Source organism: Nonomuraea fastidiosa (assembly GCF_042751225.1).
Classification (GTDB): Bacteria; Actinomycetota; Actinomycetes; order Streptosporangiales; family Streptosporangiaceae; genus Nonomuraea; species Nonomuraea fastidiosa.
Genome location: NZ_CP170570.1, coordinates 4,012,188 through 4,024,571 on the forward strand (window position 1 = coordinate 4,012,188; position 12,384 = coordinate 4,024,571).

Annotated in this window: 9 protein-coding genes; 8 read left to right on the top strand and 1 reads right to left on the bottom strand. The window is 69.1% G+C overall.

The features are described 5' to 3' along the window. Positions 1–102: 102 nt before the first annotated feature. Positions 103–1,407, top strand: a complete 1,305-nt coding sequence (locus ACFMQL_RS18585; RefSeq protein WP_364059717.1) for an MFS transporter — start codon at positions 103–105, stop codon at positions 1,405–1,407. Here the strand turns inward: ACFMQL_RS18585 and ACFMQL_RS18590 are convergent. Beyond that, positions 1,404–1,856 carry a gamma-glutamylcyclotransferase gene (locus tag ACFMQL_RS18590; protein ID WP_364059720.1) on the bottom strand — a complete coding sequence of 151 codons (453 nt, stop codon included), beginning with the start codon at positions 1,854–1,856 and terminating at the stop codon, positions 1,404–1,406. The two genes, ACFMQL_RS18585 and ACFMQL_RS18590, sit on opposite strands and share 4 nt — an antisense overlap. 72 nt (positions 1,857–1,928) lie before the next feature. Here ACFMQL_RS18590 and ACFMQL_RS18595 point away from each other — a divergent pair, with 72 nt between their 5' ends. The 7 genes from ACFMQL_RS18595 (at position 1,929) to ACFMQL_RS18625 (ending at position 12,266) form a co-directional block, all read left to right on the top strand. Continuing rightward, complete coding sequence (locus tag ACFMQL_RS18595) at positions 1,929–3,317, top strand: NAD(P)H-quinone dehydrogenase (RefSeq protein WP_364059723.1); 1,389 nt, start codon at positions 1,929–1,931, stop codon at positions 3,315–3,317. Positions 3,318–3,494: 177 nt separating this feature from the next. Then, complete coding sequence (locus ACFMQL_RS18600; protein WP_364059726.1) at positions 3,495–5,780, top strand: TIM-barrel domain-containing protein; 2,286 nt, start codon at positions 3,495–3,497, stop codon at positions 5,778–5,780. A 17-nt stretch (positions 5,781–5,797) separates the two neighbouring features. Beyond that, a complete protein-coding gene (locus tag ACFMQL_RS18605; RefSeq protein ID WP_364059729.1) occupies positions 5,798–7,102 on the top strand; it encodes an extracellular solute-binding protein in 1,305 nt (434 codons plus the stop codon). Beyond that, on the top strand, positions 7,103–7,975 hold the full coding sequence (locus tag ACFMQL_RS18610) for a sugar ABC transporter permease (protein WP_364059732.1): 873 nt from the start codon (positions 7,103–7,105) through the stop codon (positions 7,973–7,975). Beyond that, positions 7,972–8,793, top strand: coding sequence for a carbohydrate ABC transporter permease (locus ACFMQL_RS18615; protein WP_378786246.1), 822 nt, complete (start codon positions 7,972–7,974; stop codon positions 8,791–8,793). The genes ACFMQL_RS18610 and ACFMQL_RS18615 overlap by 4 nt, the downstream gene beginning before the upstream one ends. Before the next feature lie 13 nt (positions 8,794–8,806). Next, positions 8,807–11,704: a glycoside hydrolase family 3 C-terminal domain-containing protein gene (locus ACFMQL_RS18620; protein WP_364059739.1), complete on the top strand. Its 2,898-nt coding sequence runs from the start codon at positions 8,807–8,809 to the stop codon at positions 11,702–11,704. Positions 11,705–11,777: 73 nt separating this feature from the next. Beyond that, positions 11,778–12,266 (top strand): hypothetical protein, encoded by a 489-nt coding sequence (locus ACFMQL_RS18625; protein WP_364059742.1) that lies wholly within the window; start codon positions 11,778–11,780, stop codon positions 12,264–12,266. Positions 12,267–12,384: the final 118 nt, after the last annotated feature.

Consider the following 12,384-nt stretch of genomic DNA (forward strand, 5'->3'; position numbering starts at 1 on the left):
GTTTCTATGTCTGGTTTGTAAAAGTTTGCATCGACATTTGACTGTTTCGGTCGTCCGATTGCACAGTAGGCCATCACTGAAGTTGTCAGCAAAGGAGCCCACGTGGCGACTTCCCCGGTGGCGCCATCACCCCTCGGCATCCCCAAGAGCCGCACCCGCCAGCTCATGGCGGCCAGCATCGGCAACGTCGTCGAGTGGTACGACTGGTACGCCTACAGCTTTCTCGCCCCCATCTTCTCCGGCCTGATCTTCGCCGAGAACTCCGACAACGACCTGGTGCCGCTGATCAGCTCGTTCGCCGTGTTCGCAGTGGGCTTCTTCATGCGCCCGCTCGGCGGCCTGGTGGTGGGCGCGTTCGCCGACCGCTACGGGCGCAAGGCAGCGATGACGTTCACCATCGTGCTGATGGGCGTCGGCTCGCTGATCGTCGGCCTGACCCCCACCTACGCGGCCGTCGGCCTGCTCGCCCCCGTCATCCTGACGCTGGCCAGGCTCATCCAGGGCCTGTCGGTCGGCGGCGAGTTCGCCGCCGCGACCACGTTCCTTGTGGAGTCGGCCCCGACCGGCCGCCGCGGCCTCTACTCGAGCTTCCAGTACGTCAGCACCACCATCGGCCAGCTCCTGGCCTCCGGCCTGGCCGCGCTGCTGACCACGGTGCTGCTCGAACCCGACATGAAGTCGTGGGGCTGGCGCATCCCGTTCTTCGTGGGCGCCCTGCTCAGCCTCGTCGGCCTGTGGATCCGCAAGGGCGCCGACGAGACCTCCGCGCTCGCCGAGGAGGTCAAGAGCGGCAAGGCCGAGCGGCCCAAGATGTTCGAGTTCCTCAAGAACTACCCGAAGGCCGCGGCCACCATCGTGGGCATCACGATCGCCGGTACCGTCGCCTACTACACGTGGACCACGTTCCTGCCCACGTACGCGCAGATCACCGTCGGCTTCGACGAGGCGGACTCGCTGCAGATCGGCACGATCTCGCTGGTCTTCTTCATGATCCTGCAGCCGCTGCTCGGCATGCTGTCCGACAAGATCGGTCGCAAGCCCATGCTGATCACGTTCGGCGTCGGGTTCCTCGTGCTGCCGGTGCCGCTGCTCGGGCTGCTCACCGACTCGTACGCGAGCCTGCTGATCGTGCAGCTCATCGGCATGGTCTTCCTCGGCTGCTTCACCTCGATCTCGGCGGCGGTGAACTCCGAGCTCTTCCCCACCCGGGTGCGGGCGGCGGGCGCCGGGTTCCCGTACTCGCTGACCGTGGCGGTCTTCGGCGGCACCGCCCCGCTGATCGGCACGGCGCTGAAGGACGCGGGCAACCCCGGTGCCTTCCCGTGGTACATGTCGGCGCTGGCGCTGATCTCGACCCTGGTCTACCTCTTCGTGCTCAAGGAGACCAAGGACAAGCCGCTCAGCTAACCGCCGTAGGACGTGCAGGGGCGCTCGCGCAGCTCTTTGACGTAGTCGTCGGGGGCGCCCGCACGCTCGGCCGCCTCGGCCAGGCTGCACAGGTAGCGGGCCGAGGGCAGGCCGCCCTCGTAGCCGTCGAGCACGTAGAACCAGGCCACGACCTCGCCTTCGAGCGTCTGCACCCGCAGCCGCACCTTGTGGTACGCGCCGCGCACGGCGCCCTCCCACTGATCGAGCGAGGTCTCCTCCCACTCGGGCACGTCGTAGAGCACCACGAAGACGTGCTCGTTGGGATCTTCGACGATCGTGGCGACCGCGCCCTCCCAGGCGATGTCGTGACCCCCGAACGTCAGGCGCCATCCCGGCAGCCATCCGACGCCCCGGATCGGAGAGTGCGGGGCGCGCATGGCCATCTGCTCGGGGTCCATGTTGCTGCCGTAGGCGGCGTAGACAGGCACAGCGAACAAGATTAGCGCGTGAGGGCGCGCCCCGTTTCGCTCTCAGCAAGGGGCATGCGGGACAATGGTGACGTGACGAGGATCGTGATCATCGGCGGCGGACCAGGCGGCTACGAGGCGGCGCTGGTGGCCGCTCAGCTAGGCGCGCAAGTCACGATGGTCGAGCAGGACGGACCCGGCGGCGCGTGCGTGCTGACCGACTGCGTGCCGTCCAAGACGCTGATCGCGACCTCCGTGCGCAAGCAGGCATTGCTCGACGCCCCTTCGCTCGGCGTGTCGTTCTCCGGCGGGGCCGACGGCGACGCGGGCTCGGTCGGGGTCGATCTGCCGCTGGTCAACAAGCGGGTCAAGGAGCTCGCGCAGGCGCAGTCGGCCGACATCGCGACGCGGGTCGAGGCCGAGGGCGTCGAGATCATCAGGGCGCGGGGCCGGCTGGTCGATCCGCAGGTGGTGCGGGCGGGTAACCGTACGATCAGGGCCGACGTGGTGCTGGTGGCCACGGGGGCGACCCCGCGGGTGCTGCCCGGCGCCGAGCCCGACGGCGAGCGCATTCTCAACTGGCGGCAGCTCTACGACCTCAAGGAGCTGCCCGAGCACCTGATCGTCATCGGGTCGGGCGTCACCGGCGCCGAGTTCGCCGGCGCCTACCGGTCGCTGGGGTCGGAGGTCACCCTGGTCTCCAGCCGCGACCGCATGATGCCCAACGAGGACGCCGACGGCGCCGAGGTGCTGGAAGAGGTCTACCGGCGGCGCGGCATGAACGTCATGGGCCGCTCGCGGGCGGCCTCGGTCAAGCGCACCGCCGACGGCGTGGTGGTGACGCTGGAGGACGGCCGCACCGCCGAGGGCTCCCACGCGCTGATGACGGTCGGCATGGTGCCCAACACCTCCGGCATCGGCCTGGAGGAGGCCGGGGTGCAGCTCGACCGCAACGGCTTCATCAAGGTCGACAAGGTCTCGCGCACGTCCGCGCCCAACGTCTACGCCGCCGGCGACTGCACCGGCGTGCTGATGCTCGCCTCCGTCGCGGCCATGCAGGGGCGCATCGCGGTCTGGCACGCGCTGGGCGAGGCCGTCCAGCCGCTGCGGCTGGCCACCGTCGCCTCCAACATCTTCACCGACCCCGAGATCGCCGCCGTCGGCGTGGCGCAGCGGGCCATCGAGGCGGGCGAGATCGACGCGAACGTGGTCAAGCTGCCGCTCGCCACCAACGCCCGCGCGAAGATGCAGGGCTTCAACGACGGTTTCGTGAAGCTGTTCTGCCGCCCGCACACGGGCATCGTGCTGGGCGGCGTGGTGGTCGCGCCGCGGGCGTCGGAGCTGATCCTGGCCGTGTCGGTGGCGGTGCAGCAGCGGCTGACCGTCGACCAGCTCGCCCACACGTTCGCGGTCTACCCGTCGCTGTCGGGCTCGATCACCGAGGCGGCGCGCCGGCTGATGCAGCCGGGCGTGTCCATCTGAGACCGGACCATCCCGCCGCCGCCCTTCCTGCGACGGCGCGACGATTCAGGGCCGAGGCATCCGCCTCGGCCCTTCTCTTTTGCCGCGCGGTACGCGGAGGGTCCTCCGACCGTTGACCTTTGTTGGTATGGACAGCAAACTAATTCAGAGTCTTGCGCCCGCGTTGAAGGAGCCTCCATGCCCTATCGCCCGCCCTTGGTCGCGCACGAATACTTCGTCGCGGACCCGCCCGAGCTGCCGGTACGCGAGCGGGGTGAGGGCGGCCTGTCGGCGCTCGCCTCCGCCGAGCTGCTGGCGGCCGACGGCGCCGAGGTGCTGCTCAAGGCGGTGACCACGGCGCAGGAAACGCTGGTCGTGCAGGTCGGTGCGGCCGGCGAGGGCGTGATCAGGGTCAGGTTGTCGGAGGACGCGACCGCGCGGCCGCGTTCGGAGCAGGCGATCGCGTTGGTGACGCCCGGCACGTACGAGGGCGCCCGCGCGGTGGCCGAGCCCGGCGAGCCGATCGTGATCGACGCCGGCTCGCTGCGCGCCGAGATCGGCCTGTCGCCCTTTCACCTGCGCTTCACCGACGCCTCCGGCGCGACGCTGGTCGAGCAGGACCGGGGGCACACCGACATCAGCGGCCGGCTGCGCACGCTGCCCTTCGGCCGCTCCCGCGTCTCGGGCACGCCGGTGGCCTACCACGAGAGCTTCGCCGCCGCGCCCGACGAGGCGTTCTCCGGGTTCGGCGAGTCGTTCACCCGGCTGGACAAGCGCGGCCAGCGGCCGGTGATGTGGAACTTCGACGCCTTCGGTGCCGAGTCGCAGCGCGCGTACAAGAACGTGCCGCTCTACCTGTCGAGCCGGGGCTACGGCGTGCTCGTGGACAGCGGCGCGCCGGTGGAGTTCGACATGTGCCAGTCCACGCACAGCGTCGTGCAGATCGTGGTGCCCGACGACGTGCTCGACTACTACGTGATCGCCGGGCCGACGCCGCCTGAGGTGCTGGAGCGATACGACCGGCTGACCTGCCGGCCCTCGCTGCCGCCGAAGTGGGCGTTCGGCACTTGGATCTCGTCCGGGTTCTGCGTGGACAGCCAGGAGCGGGTGCTGGCCAGGGCGCGCACGATCAGGGAGCGCGGCATCCCGTGCGACGTGCTGCACCTGGATACGTACTGGCAGACCGACGGGCACTGGTCGGACCTGGAGTGGGACGCCAAGAACTTCCCCGACCCTGACGCGATGCTGGCGGAGCTGGACGCGATGGGGTTCAAGGTCTGCCTGTGGATGAACCCGTACGTCTCCCACCTCAGCCCGCTCTTCCGCGAGGCCGCTGAAGCCGGATATTTCCTGAAAAATCAGGCGGGGCTCGTGTACGTCGCCGACTGCTGGCACGGTTCCTTCCCCGCCTGCGGCATCGTCGACTTCACCAACCCGGCGGCCGTCGAGTGGTTCAAGGGCCTGCTCCGCCCGCTGCTGCGCCAGGGCGTGGCGCTGTTCAAGACCGACTTCGCCGAGGGCGTGCCGGCCGACTCGGTCGCCTACAACGGCATGTCCGGCACCGACCTGCACAACGTCTACACGCTGCTGTTCAACGACGTCGTCGCCGAGGTCACCCGCGAGGTCAACGGGCACGGCCTGGTGTGGGCGCGCTCGTCGTACCTGGGCGGGCAGCGCCACAGCGCCCAGTGGGGCGGCGACACCTACACCAGCTACGCCGCCATGGGCAGCACGATCAGGGGCGGGCTCGCGCACGGCCTGTCGGGCGTGCCCTTCTGGAGCCACGACGCCGGCGGCTTCACCGGCCGCCCCACCGACGACCTGTACGTGCGCTGGACCCAGTTCGGCGCGCTGTCGCCGCTGCTGCGCCTGCACGGCACCACCACCCGCGAGCCGTGGGAGTTCCCCGCCGTCGAGGCCGAGGCGGTGGCCGCGCTGAGGCTGCGCTACCGGCTGATGCCCTACATCTACTCGGCCGCCGTCGAGGCCGCGCGTACGGGGGCGCCGATGATGCGGGCGCTGTGCGTCGATTACCCGGACGACCCGGTGGCCTGGCAGGCCGACCTGCAGTACCTGCTCGGCCGGGACCTGCTCGTGGCCCCCATGACCGCGCCCGAAGGCGTCCGGCAGGTCTACCTGCCCGCGGGCCGGTGGGTCGACTACTGGACGGGCGAGGTGCTCGACGGCTCCCGCTACGTCAGGGTCGCCAAGCCGCTCGACCAGATCCCGCTCTTCGTCCGCTACGGCGCGCTCATTCCGGTCCAGGAGGAAGGGGACACGGTGGACGTGCCGGAGCAGATCACGCTCGTCGCCTTCGGGGGTGGCGACGCCACGGTCCACATCCACGACGCCGACGGCCTGACGGTCGCGGTCGCCACCAGGGACGGCGACGAGCTGCGCGTCGCCGTCACCGGCCCGAAGCGCGTCACCGGCGTGGACATCGTCCCGGTGACCGGAGCTCCCGTGCGGGCCGTCCTCTCGTAACACCCCCTGGAGGGATCATGCTCAGATCACGAGGCGCGGCGATGCTGGCCGCCGCCGTGCTCGCCCTGTCGGCCTGCGGCTCAGGAGGCTCGGGCAGCCCCGACCCGAGCGGCACCGAGCCGCGCGTGTTCCAGCTCTGGCACTACGAGAGCGCCGAGAGCGCCATGGGCAAGGCGTGGGCGGAGGCGATCAAGAAGTTCGAGGCGTCGCACCCGAACGTCAAGGTCGAGTTCGAGGAGAAGAGCTTCGAGCAGATCCAGAAGACGGCGAGCATGGTGCTCAACTCGGACGAGGCGCCCGACCTCATGGAGTACAACAAGGGCAACGCCACGTCGGGTCTGCTGTCGAAGCAGGGCCTGCTGACCGACCTCACCGAGGAGGCCACCAAGCGCGGCTGGGACAAGCTGCTGCCCGGCGGCCTGCAGACCACCGCCAAGTACGACGAACGCGGCGTGATGGGCTCCGGCAAGTGGTACGGCGTGCCCAATTACGGCGAGTTCGTGATGGTCTATTACAACAAGGACCTCTTCGCCAAGCACAAGGTCGAGGTCCCGACCACGTACGAGGAGTTCACCGCCGCGCTGGACACCTTCGTCAAGGCCGGGGTGACCCCGATCGCGAACGCCGGCGCCGAGTACCCGGCCCAGCAGATCGTCTACCAGCTCGCGCTGAGCAAGGCGCAGAAGCCGTGGATGGAGGCGTACCAGCTCTACAAGGGCAAGGTCGACTTCCACGGGCCCGAGTTCACCTACGGTGCGGAGACGTTCGCCGACTGGGTGAAGAAGGGCTACATCGCCCAGAACTCGGCCGGCCTGAAGGCCGAGGACATGGGCGTGGCGTTCATGAAGGGCGAGTTCCCGATGGTCATCAGCGGAAGCTGGTGGTACGGCCGCTTCGCCTCCGAGATCAAGGACTTCGAGTGGGGGCACTTCCTGTTCCCCGGCTCGACCATGGCGCCAGGATCGAGCGGCAACCTCTGGGTGGTGCCCGAGAACTCCGAGAACAAGGACCTGGCCTACGACTTCATCGACATCACGATGAGCAAGGAGATCCAGAACCTGCTCGGCAACTCCGGCGGCGTGCCCGTGGCCGCCGACCCGGCCGCCATCACCGACGAGAAGAGCAAGGAGCTGATCGAGACCTTTAACAAGCTGACCGCCGCCGACGGGCTGGCCTTCTACCCCGACTGGCCCGCGCCCGGCTACTACGACGTGCTGGTGGCCGGCGTCCAGAACCTCATCAACGGCAGCAAGACCCCTGCCCAGGTGCTGGACGAGATCGCCGGGCCGTACGAGGACAATCTCGCCGACCTGGGCAACTAGATGAGCGCACGCACACGCGGCAGGCGGGGTTACTGGCTCTACCTGGTGCCCAGCCTGCTGCTGTTCACCGCCGTCATCGTCGTGCCGTTCGCGATGAACGTGGCGGCGAGCTTCACCCGCTGGTCGGGGGTGGGCACGCCGCGCTGGATCGGCTTCGACAACTACATCCGGCTGCTGTCCGACGAGCGGTTCTGGGAGTCGTTCCAGCACAACGTGGCCCTGATCGTGGCGATGGCGATCGTGCCGACCGCGATCGGGCTCGTGCTGGCCGCCGCCCTGTTCGACTACATCGGCAAGCGGTTCGGCACCCGCACGGCCGCCGCGCTGCGCGCGATGTACTACCTGCCGCAGGTGCTGCCGGTCGCGGTGGCGGGCGTGGTGTGGGGCTGGATGCTGCACCCGTCGTACGGCGCCGTCAACCAGATCTTCGGCCTCGACCTCGACTGGCTCGGCGACCCCGACCTCGCGCTCGCGACCGTGATGGGGGTCATGGTCTGGTTCCAGCTCGGCTATCCGGTGGTCATCTTCATGGCCGGGCTGCAGCGGGTGGACCCGTCCTACTACGAGGCCGCCGAGATCGACGGGGCCTCGTGGTGGCGCAGGTTCTGGCACATCACGCTGCCGCAGATCCGGCCGGAGATCTTCGTGGTGCTGCTGACCTGCACGATCGCGGCGCTGAAGGTGTTCGGGCCGATCTTCGTGCTGACCCGCGGCGGGCCCGGCAACGCGACGATGGTGCCGTCGTACTTCTCGTATCTGAACTTCTTCCAGAAGAGCAACGTCGGCTACGGCTCGGCGATCGCCACGGTGCTCGCGCTGATCATCGTCGTGGTGACGTTCCTCTTCCTGCGGGTGCAGGAGCGTGAGTCATGAGGGGCCCGGGACGCTGGGCGGTGCTGGCCGCGCTCGCCGTGCTGGCCGTAGTGATGATCTTCCCGTTCGTCATCGTGGCCATGAACGCGATCAAGTCGCCGGCCGAGTACAGCTCCCAGGGACCGCTGAGCCTGCCCGACGGGCTCTACCTCCAGGGCATCGTGGACTTCTGGAACCGGGTGGAGTTCGGCACCAAGCTCTGGAACAGCTTCCTGATCAGCGCGTCCGTGGCGGTGCTCGCGGTCGCGCTGTCGGTGCTCAACGCGTACGCGCTGGGCATCGGCAGGGTGAAGGGCCGGCTGTGGATCCTCGTGCTGTTCCTGGTGGCCAACACGCTGCCGCAGGAGTCGCTGGCCTACCCGCTGTACTACCTGGCCAAGGTGGCCGGCCTGTACGACACGCAGCTCTCGGTGATCATCGTGATGACCGCGATCCAGGCGGCGTTCGGCACGTACCTGCTGAGCGCGGTGCTCGGCCAGTTCCCGAAGGAGATCCTGGAGGCGGCGGCGATCGACGGCGCGGGGCGGCTGCGCGCGCTGGTCAGGATCGTGGTGCCGATCAGCCTGCCCACGATCAACGTGCTGCTGATCTTCTTCTTCATCTGGACCTGGAACGAGTTCTTCCTCCCGCTCATCCTGCTCATCTCGAACGACACCCAGACCGTGCCGGTGGCGCTCGGCGTCCTGCAGGGCGAGCGGTACATGGACGCCACCATGTCCAGCGCGTCGGCGCTGCTCGGGGTGCTGCCCGCGGTCGTGTTCTTCCTGATCTTCCAGCGCACGCTGACCCGAGGTGTGACGGTCGGCGCCATCAAGTGATGGAGACCCCGTAATGCGAAAAGTCCCGTTATCGGCCGCGCTCACGCTGGCCGCGTCGCTGCTCATCGCGCCCGCAGCGTCCCCAGCGCCCGCTCAGGCCGCCGAGACCTTCCCCTTCCAGAACCCGGCGCTCCCGCTGGAACAGCGCGTGTCCGACCTGCTCGGCCGGCTCACGCTGGACGAAAAGCTGAGCCTGCTGCACCAGTCGCAGCCCGCGATCCCCCGGCTCGGCATCGGCTACCACAAGAACGGCACCGAGGCCCTGCACGGCGTCGCCTGGTCCAACCACCGCGACGACGGCTGGAGCCAGAAGTTCGCAAGCGGCACGGTCTTCCCGCAGGCCGTCGGCCTGGCCAGCACCTGGGACCCGGAGCTGGTCAAGCGGATCGGCTCGGCCGTCGGCGACGAGGCGCGCGGCTACAACGCCACCGACCCCGTGCTGTGGGGCCTTCAGGTGTGGGCGCCCGTGGTGGACCTGCTGCGCGACCCGCGGGCGGGACGCAACGAGGAGGGCTACTCCGAGGACCCGCTGCTGACCGGGGCCATGGCCACCGCGTACGGCAAGGGCCTGCAGGGCGACGACCCCTTCTACCTCAAGACCGCGCCCGTGCTGAAGCACTACCTGGCCTACAACAACGAGACCGACCGCAGCCTCACCTCCTCCAACCTGACGCCCAAGCTCAAGCACGAGTACTACGAGCCCGCGTTCAAGGCGCCGATCGCGGCCGACGCGGCGACCGGGGTGATGGCGTCGTACAACCTGGTCAACGGGCGGCCCAACCACGTCAACCCCGACCTGGACACGGTCGTGCGGTCGTGGACCGGCAAGACGCTCTACAACGTCAGCGACGCCTGGGGGCCGCACGCGCTCACCGACCTGGAGCGCTACTACGACGACAAGCCCGAGGCGTTCGCGGCGGTGCTCAAGGCCGGGCTGGACGGCTTCACCATCGACGACGGCGACGGCGGGCCGCTGGCCACCCACCTGAAGGCGGCGCTCGACCAGGGCCGCATCACCGAGGCCGATGTGGACAGGGCCGTGTCGCGGGTGCTGTCGATCAGGACCAGGCTCGGGCACTTCGACCCGGACGGCGGGCCGTACAAGAAGATCGGCGCCGAGGTGATCAACAGCGCCGCGCACAAGCGGCTGAACCGCGAGGCCGCGGGGAAGGCGGCGGTGCTGCTGAAGAACTCCGGCGTGCTGCCGCTGTCGGCGCCGAAGTCCGCGGCCGTGGTCGGCCCGCTGGCGGGCAAGCTCTACCGCGACTGGTACTCGGGGCGGCTTCCTTACCAGGTGACACCGCTCGACGGGATCAAGGAGCGGGTGCCCGAGGTGACGACCGCTGAGGGACTCGAACGGATCGCGCTCAAGCACGTGGAGTCCGGCAAGTACCTCACCGCCACCGGCACCGGGCCCGACGACAATGCCGCGCTCATCGACACCGCGCCCACGGCGGCCTCCCAGTGGGACCTGACCGACTGGACCGGCGGCGTCTCCACGCTGCGCAACGCGGGCAACGGCCGGCTGCTCGGCGGCGACTGGCGCTCGCTCGACACCGACGACGCCGAGCCCGACGGCTGGTACGTCTCCCAGCAGTTCGCCCTGGAGAAGCAGCAGGACGGCTCCTACCTCATCCGATACGCGGGTTACGAGACCGTCGAGAGCTGGTTCGGCCTGCCCGACGCGTACGTGGGCGTCACCCCCGAGGGCGCGCTCGGCCTGGTGCCCAAGGCGCAGGCCGCGACGTTCGCCAAGGAGGTCGTCTCCGACGGCATCGCGCAGGCCGCGGCGCAGGCGAAGCAGGCGCAGGTCGCGGTGGTCGTGGTCGGCAGCCACCCGTTCGTGGCCGGGCGCGAGTTCCACGACCGCGACACGCTGCGGCTCGGCGAGGGCCAGCTCCGGCTGATCGAGGCCGTGCGCAAGGCCAACCCGAAGACCGTGGTCGTGCTGGAAACGAGCTACCCGGTCATCGTGGACGCGCCGACGCTGCTGTGGACCACGCACGCGGGCGCCGAGACCGGGCACGCGCTCGCCGACGTGCTCTTCGGCGACGTCAACCCGGGCGGCCGGCTCACCCAGACCTGGCCGGCCCGCGACGACCTGCCGGATCTGCTGGACTACGACCTGGTCAAGACCGGCATGACGTACCTGTACGGCAAAGAGAAGCCGCTGTACGCCTTCGGGCACGGCCTCAGCTACACCACCTTCGGCTACCAGGGCCTGCGCGTGCAGGGGGAGCAGGTGAGCGTCCGGGTCACCAACACCGGCAAGGTCACCGGCGACGAGGTCGTCCAGCTCTACACCCACCAGCGCGACTCCCGCTTCGCGCAGCCGGTCAAGCAGTTGCGCGGCTTCCAGCGGGTGACGCTGAAGCCGGGCGAGAGCCGCACGGTGACGTTCCGGCTGAAGAAGTCCGACCTCGCGGTCTGGGACCACACCAGGAACACGTGGGTCGTCGAGAACGCCACCCATGACGTGCTCGTCGGCTCCGCATCCGACCGGATCCGCCAGTCCACGACGCTGCGGGTCTCCGGCGAGACCGTCCCCGTGCGCGACCTGACGACGACCACCAGGGCGATGGACTTCGACGACTACCGGGGCGTCGTGTTCGCCGACGAGAGCAAGGTGAGCGGCGAGGTCGTCGAGGGCTCGGCGGGCGACTGGCTGGCCTTCACCCGCGCCTCGTGGGGCGGGCGGCTGACGGCGTCGGTGGCCTCGGCGGGCGGCGGCTCGTTCGAGGTGCGGCGCGGCTCGCCGAAGGGTGCGCTGCTGGCGACCGTCGAGGTGCCGGCGACGGGCGGCATCTACGCCTACGGCACCGCGACCGCGACCGTGCGGCCCGGTAAGGGCGATCTCTATCTGGTGTTCAAGGGAGACCTGCGGATCAAGGACTTCGCCGTCGCACGCTGAGAAAAGATGTGACGCCATTGGATAGTCGTGGTATCTATTATGAGTAGATAGCACGACTATCCAAGGAGTTCTCATGACCGTGATCGTTCTCGTGGTCGCCACGCTCGTGTTCCGGGCGCTCGGCGCGCTGGGCGTGCGCAGGTTCGGTACGTGGCGGGAGAGCGCGGCGCACGGCCTCGCGGTCATGCTCGTCATGACGGCGAGCGCGCACTTCGTCCCGGAGAGCGTGACCTTCATGCCGAACTACGGGGACATGGTGGCGATGGTGCCGCCGTTCGTACCGTTCCCGGGGTTCATGGTGTACCTGACCGGGGTGCTGGAGCTGGCCGGGGCCGCCGGGCTGGTGCTCGCGCGCTTCCGCAAGCCCGCGGGGATCTGCCTGGCGCTGCTCTTCGTCGTCCTGCTGCCCGCCAACATCTACGCCGCCATCGCCGGCACCTCGATCGCCTCGCCGCTGATCGAGCGGATCCCCGAGCAGGCGCTCTACATCGCCATCGCGCTGTGGGCGGCGCTCGGTGCGCGCTCGGAACGCCCTGAGGCCAGCGTTTCTGTTACTCGTTAATTCGTCGTACATCCAAACTATTGACCGCCGCCACGCCCGTGTGTGAGCCTTCTTGTGAAGCTCATGCGCGAAGGCGCGGCGACGGTCAGGGTCTCGCATTCTGCTCGTGCATGGCGGT